This is a genomic window from Geminicoccus flavidas, from assembly GCF_009806515.1.
Classification (GTDB): domain Bacteria; phylum Pseudomonadota; class Alphaproteobacteria; order Geminicoccales; family Geminicoccaceae; genus Geminicoccus; species Geminicoccus flavidus.
On sequence record NZ_WUJP01000390.1, the window covers coordinates 1 to 5,663 of the forward strand.

At 70.3% G+C, this 5,663-nt stretch carries 8 protein-coding genes; 7 read left to right on the top strand and 1 reads right to left on the bottom strand.

Annotated features, from left to right (window positions below):
- From EQG76_RS11030 to EQG76_RS11055, 6 genes are all read left to right on the top strand, one after another.
- On the top strand, positions 1 to 1,003 hold a 1,003-nt coding region (locus EQG76_RS11030), incomplete at its 5' end, for a M23 family metallopeptidase (RefSeq protein WP_159713323.1).
- Positions 984 to 1,469 carry a bactofilin family protein gene (locus EQG76_RS11035; RefSeq protein WP_159713325.1) on the top strand — a complete coding sequence of 162 codons (486 nt, stop codon included), beginning with the start codon at positions 984 to 986 and terminating at the stop codon, positions 1,467 to 1,469. The genes EQG76_RS11030 and EQG76_RS11035, both read left to right, overlap by 20 nt.
- A 26-nt stretch (positions 1,470 to 1,495) precedes the next feature.
- On the top strand, positions 1,496 to 2,446 hold the full coding sequence (locus EQG76_RS11040; protein WP_159713327.1) for a YeeE/YedE thiosulfate transporter family protein: 951 nt from the start codon (positions 1,496 to 1,498) through the stop codon (positions 2,444 to 2,446).
- 94 nt (positions 2,447 to 2,540) lie between these two features.
- A complete protein-coding gene (locus EQG76_RS11045) occupies positions 2,541 to 2,873 on the top strand; it encodes an ArsR/SmtB family transcription factor (RefSeq protein WP_159713329.1) in 333 nt (110 codons plus the stop codon).
- Positions 2,870 to 3,619 carry a TIGR02186 family protein gene (locus EQG76_RS11050; RefSeq protein WP_235031314.1) on the top strand — a complete coding sequence of 250 codons (750 nt, stop codon included), beginning with the start codon at positions 2,870 to 2,872 and terminating at the stop codon, positions 3,617 to 3,619. The genes EQG76_RS11045 and EQG76_RS11050 overlap by 4 nt, the downstream gene beginning before the upstream one ends.
- 4 nt (positions 3,620 to 3,623) lie before the next feature.
- On the top strand, positions 3,624 to 4,115 hold the full coding sequence (locus tag EQG76_RS11055; RefSeq protein WP_159713331.1) for a universal stress protein: 492 nt from the start codon (positions 3,624 to 3,626) through the stop codon (positions 4,113 to 4,115).
- On the opposite strand, the gene EQG76_RS11060 is transcribed toward EQG76_RS11055, so the two are convergent.
- Positions 4,112 to 4,738, bottom strand: a complete 627-nt coding sequence (locus EQG76_RS11060; RefSeq protein ID WP_159713333.1) for a class I SAM-dependent methyltransferase — start codon at positions 4,736 to 4,738, stop codon at positions 4,112 to 4,114. The genes EQG76_RS11055 and EQG76_RS11060 overlap by 4 nt on opposite strands.
- A gap of 215 nt (positions 4,739 to 4,953) precedes the next feature.
- On the opposite strand from EQG76_RS11060, the gene EQG76_RS11065 reads away from it, so the two are divergent.
- On the top strand, positions 4,954 to 5,663 hold a 710-nt coding region (locus EQG76_RS11065; RefSeq protein WP_159713346.1), incomplete at its 3' end, for a TerC/Alx family metal homeostasis membrane protein.

A 5,663-nucleotide genomic window follows, 5' to 3' on the forward strand; every position in this document is an offset into this window, starting at 1 on the left:
AGCCCTGAGCCGTGCGTCCGCGGACCAGCAGCGCACCATCGGCCTGCTCGCGGACCTGCAGGACGGCCGGCTCGACATGCCCGCCAACCTGCCGACCAAGATGGCGGATGCGGACGCGCGGCGCATTCAGGTCGCGGCGGCGCTCGAGCGGCTGTCGGCCGGACACGGCTTCTCCCCGACGGACGGGCAGTCCGTCTCCGACCGGCTGGCCGATGCGCTGGACCGGGCGCTGGCCGACCAGGCGGCGGCCGAGGTGACGGTACGGGCGCTCGCCGCCAAGAGTGCGGCGCTCGCCACCGAGCTGGACCAGAAGGATGCCGAGCTCGCCGCGACCAAGGAGCAGTTCCAGACCTGGGTGAAGCAGCACTACGGCATGCTGCGTGGCGTGCTGCGGACGTCCGGCATGCGAGTCGAGCCTTTGGTGGAGCAGGCGCAGGCGAAGCTCAGCGGCGAAGGCGGCCCATACGTGCCGCTTTCCCTGACCGATCCGGGAGCCGGGCGCAGCACGCTGGTGCCGTTGCCGCCCGAGCTGGGCGCGGATGCCCGCGCCGTCGACCTGCTGAGCGGCATCCTCACTGCATTGCCGCTGGGCATGCCGGTCGCGGACGCGGAGACCCGCAGCGGCTTCGGGGTGCGCGCCGATCCGTTCACCCGGCGCAAGGCGATGCATACCGGACTGGACTTCACGCCGGGCTCCGACGGCCTAGCGGTCGCCACCGGGCCGGGCAGCGTGACCTTTGCCGGGCGGGCCGGCGCCTATGGCAACATGGTCGAGATCGACCATGGCTTCGGCGTGACGACACGCTATGCACATCTGGCGGGGATCGCGGTAAAGGTCGGCCAGCAGGTGACGCAGGGTACGGCCCTTGGCGAGATCGGCTCGACAGGCCGCAGCACCGGGCGGCATCTGCATTATGAGATCCGGGTCGACGGAGTGGCCGTCGACCCTGCCGACTTCCTGGAGGCGCGTGTGCGCTTGGCCCATGTTCTTTCGCAGGAATAAGCGCGCGAAGGAGGCTGCTGCCGCCGCCCGGGAAAGCACCGCCACCGGCACGGCCCTGATCCCCACGGCCCCGCGCGGCGGCGTGCCCGCCCTGTCCGGCAGCGGCCGGGGTGCGCCGACCATCCTGGGCTCCGACCTGATGATCACGGGCGATGTGACCGCCGATGGCCATCTCCTGATCGACGGCCGGATCCAGGGCGGGGTCGAGGCGCGCATGGTGACGCTCGGCCGCGACGGCGAGATCAACGGCCGGATCGAAGCGGACGAGGTCGTGCTGCACGGCCTGGTGCGGGGCAGCGTGCATGCCCGCCGAGTCCATCTGATCCGCGGCTGCCGGGTGTTCGCCGACATCCATCACGACGTGCTGCAGATCGACGAGGGCGCTTATCTGGAAGGTGCCATCCGGCGCCTGTCAGGTAGCGACGTCCTGGCCGACCCGCTGGCAGCGCGCGAGCACGACGCCTGACCATTCCCGCCCTGTTCCAGACGATCATGCCGCTGCTGATCGGCCTCATGTTCGGGGCCGTCGCGGCGCGTTCCCATTTCTGCACCATGGGTGCGCTGTCCGACTTCTTCCTGTTCGGCAGCACCAGGCGGCTGCGCGGGATCGCGATGGCACTCGCGGTGGCGCTGGCCGGCACCTCCCTGCTGGCCTTCCTCGGCTGGCCGGTGTTCGGCTCCGGGCAGAGCGAGTTGCCCTGGTTGGCAGCACTGCTGGGGCCGCTCGCGTTCGGCGCCGGCATGACGGTGGCCGGCGGCTGCATCACCCGCAACCTGGTGCGCGCGGGCCTGGGCAGCGCCAAGGCAGGGCTCACCCTGCTTGTGGCGGGGCTGGTCGCCCTGGCCCTTACCGGCGGCATCCTCGCCGCGCCGGCAGCCTGGCTACACTGGCCGGCCACCGTGGTGGCGCTGCCGCCCGGCCTGCTGCCGCCCGTAGCAGTACTGGCGGCCCTGGCCCTGGCTGCCTGGGTGCTGCTGCCGGCGCGCGAGCGCGGTCGGGCCCGCCAGGACATCGCAGCCGGTGCCCTGCTGGGCCTGACGGTCCCGCTCTGGCATCTCCTGGTGGCGGCCGGGCCCCTGCCGCCGATGCCATCCTTCATCCTGCCGCTGGGGGAACTGCTCGCCCGCTGGTCCTCGGGTCCCGGTGCTCATGCCGGAGCCATGCTCGTGCTGGGCACGCTCGCCGGTGCCGCGCTGCTGGGACTGGTGCGGCGCAGCCACCGCTTCGAGGGGTTCGCTGATGCGGGCGACCTCCAGCGCCATCTCCTGGGCGGCCTGCTCATGGGCCTGGGCGGCGGGCTCGCCGGGGTCTGCAGCTTCGGTCTGGCCGTCGCCGGATCAGCCGCGTTGCTACCGGCCGCGATTCTCGGCACTCTCGCCCTGGCGGTCGGATGCCGGCAGACCCTGCGCGTTCTGGAAGGTCGTTCGTTCTTCAGCCGGTAGCCCGGCCTGCGCGCAGCAATCTCCGAAATGGGCTGCCCAGCGCCTGAGAGCGCCGGCGCCTGAGCCTGCTGGGCGGAACCGGGGGAGGTGAACGATGCAGACGGTGCTGTTGGCCGGGCGGGCGGAGCATGCCAGCCGACTGCTCAGAGCCATGGCCAACGAGCACCGGCTGACCATCCTGTGCCGCATCGCCGCCAAGGAGCGCTCGGTGGGCGAGCTGGCGCGCCAGACTGGGCTCAGCCAGTCGGCGATCTCCCAGCACCTGGCCCGGCTGCGCCGGGAGAACGTGGTCCGCGCCCGCCGCGATGCGCAGACCGTCTGGTATTCCCTGGCCTCCAGCGAGGCCCGGGAGCTGATCGTGACGCTGGGACGGCTATATGCCGGTGCCGGGCCGGACGAGCCGCCGACCGGCCGGAGCGTCGAGTGAGCCGAGCTGCCCGCGCCGGCCTGCTGGTCGTGCTGGTCCTGCTAGCCGGCGGCCTGGCGGCCCGGGCTGCCGGCTTGGTCGCTGACTTGTCGCATCACCTGATCGCCATCACCACCGCGTTCACCGGCAGCGACGTGCTCCTGTTCGGCGCGCTGGAGGAGACCGGCGGCGACGTCGTGGTGGTGGTGACCGGCCCGCGCACCAACCGCACCGTCCGGCAGCGCGAGCGCATGGCCGGGGTCTGGCTGCCCGGCGACGAGATGACCTTCACCGGCGTGCCGAGCTTCTATGCGGTGGCGGCGACCCGGCCGATTGAGAGCTTCACCACCCCGCCCTTGCGCGCGCGCCATGAGATGGGAGTGGCGTCACTGCGCCTGACCCCGGTGGCCGCCTTCGACCCGCACCGGATCGCGCGCTTCCGCGAGGCCCTGATCACCCTGCAGCAGCGCAACGGCCTCTACCCGAGCGCCACGGGCGAGGTGTCGATGCTGGGCGACCGGCTGTTCCGCACCACCCTGGCCTTCCCCGCCAACGTCGCGTCGGGCCCCTATCAGGTCCAGGTGCTGCGCGTGGTCGCCAATCAGGTCGTGGAGGCGCAGGCCAGCATCCTTACTGTCTCGAAGGTGGGGCTGGAGGCGGACCTCACCGACTTCGCGCAGCGCCACGGCATGTGGTACGGCCTTGTCACGCTCGTTCTGGCGGTCACTGCCGGCTGGCTCGCCAACATCGCGTTCCGAAGGAGTTGAGCCCATGGCCGAAGAAGCCGACGCGCCCGGCCGCCTGCTGGAGCGGGTCTTCTTGGTGGTGGCCGACGAGACCGAGGAGATGAGCAACGCCCTGCGCTTTGCCGGGCGCCGCGCCCAGCACTCCGGCGGCCGGGTGGCACTCCTGGCCGTAGTCGAGCCCGCTGACCTCGGCAACTGGCTAGGCGTGGGCCAGGTCATCGAGGACGACCAGCGCCGCGATGCCGAGGCCCTGCTGCACCGGATGGCCGAGGAGGCCTACCGGATGACCGGCAAGATGCCGATCCTCCACCTGCGCGAGGGCGACCGGCGCGAGGAGGTGGTCAAGCTGCTCCAGGAGGACAAGACCATCTCGCTGCTAGTGCTGGGCACGGCCAAGGGCAGTTCGCCCGGCCCGATCGTCACCTACCTGATGTCACACCTAGGCGGCAGCATCCGCATCCCGGTGACCCTGGTGCCGGGCGACCTCACGCCCGAGGAGATCGACCAGGTCACCTAGATCCGCGCCAGGCCGAGCTGGTGCCAGCCGAGGACCGCCGGGCCCGGCAGGAGGCGGCCGGCCACCTGCCGCTCGATCCGGAAGCCCGCGGCCTCGATCAGTTGCTCGTGCGGGCGGTCCAGGCGGCAGCCGCCGGCCAGGCGCCGCCATGCCGGGGTGAGCCGGCGCTGCCAGGCGGCGGTGGCGGGGTCCGGGCAGAGCCCATGCTCGCAATAGCAGAGCAGGCCGCCTGGCCGCAGCACCCGGCGCAGCTCCGCCAGCGCCCGCTCCGGGTCGTCCACCGAGCACAAGGTCCAGGTCGAGACGGCGACGTCTACCGACTGGTCGGCGACCGGCAGATTCTCGGCGCGGCCCTGGCGCAGATGGACCGGGAACGCCATCCAGGCGGCGCGCCGATGCGCCCGGCGCAGCAGCGGCATGGACGGGTCGACCCCGATCACGCTTTCCAGCGACCGCGGATAGTAGCCGAGGTTCAGGCCCGAGCCGATCCCGATCTCCAGCACCCGCCCGAATGCGGGCGCCGTGGCCTTGGCGCGTAGCCGGCCGAACATGCTGCGGGCCATCACCCGGTCGAGCACCGGCGGCAGGATCGAATGGTCCCAGAAATGCAGGCTGGATGCCAAGCGTTCCTCCGGGTTTTGCAGGTCTCAAGCCAGACACGACAGCAATGCGGGCGTCTAGTGCCAGATGCGCGCGCCCCCTTGAACATCCGCTGCCTGTGCCTAATCTCTGCCGCGATGGGTCCGGGCCCCTCTGGCAGCCGTCTTTGCGGCTGTGATGTCGGACTGCCTCCTCTGGCAGGTCGGCATCCGGTCTGCCGTAAGAGACGGACACAGATATGGATCTCGCACTCCTCGTCGCCACGCCCGTCATGGGCAAGCCAGCCTGGATGTGGCTGCTCTTCCTCGGCATCGTCCTGACCATCCTCGTGCTCGATCTGGGCGTGCTGCACCGCAAGCAGCGCGAGATCGGCGTCCGGGAGTCGATGCTGCTCTCCGCCGGCTACATGGGTCTGGCCGGCCTGTTCGGCCTCTACGTGCTCTGGCAGATGGGCGGCAATGCCGCCGCCGAGTTCTATACCGGCTACCTGGTCGAGTGGAGCCTCTCGCTCGACAACGTCTTCGTCATCTCCCTGATCTTCACCTATTTTCACATCCCCAGGATCTACCAGCACCGGGTGCTGTTCTGGGGGATCATCGGCGTGATCGTCATGCGCGGCACGATGATCTTCCTGGGCGCCGCACTGGTCCGGGAATTCCACTGGGTGATGTACCTGTTCGGCGCGTTCCTCCTGTTCACCGGCATCAAGCTGCTGGTCTCGGTGGACAGCAAGCCCGATATTGCCAACAACCCGGTCCTGAAGATCACCCGTCGGGTGTTCCGGGTCACCTCCCACATAGACGGCAACCATTTCTTTACTAAGGCGGCCCACCCGGTCAGCGGCAAGATCGTCACCTATGCTACGCCTTTGTTCTTGGCGCTGGTGATGATCGAGTTCGTCGACCTCGTGTTCGCGGTGGATTCGGTGCCGGCGATCTTCGCTATCAC

What these genes read in the sequence shown, in the direction of transcription:
- EQG76_RS11035 (WP_159713325.1), top strand. Translation starts at nt 984, where the DNA reads ATGTTCTTTCGCAGGAATAAGCGCGCGAAGGAGGCTGCTGCCGCCGCC.
- EQG76_RS11040 (WP_159713327.1), top strand. Translation starts at nt 1,496, where the DNA reads ATGCCGCTGCTGATCGGCCTCATGTTCGGGGCCGTCGCGGCGCGTTCC.
- EQG76_RS11045 (WP_159713329.1), top strand. Translation starts at nt 2,541, where the DNA reads ATGCAGACGGTGCTGTTGGCCGGGCGGGCGGAGCATGCCAGCCGACTG.
- EQG76_RS11055 (WP_159713331.1), top strand. Translation starts at nt 3,624, where the DNA reads ATGGCCGAAGAAGCCGACGCGCCCGGCCGCCTGCTGGAGCGGGTCTTC.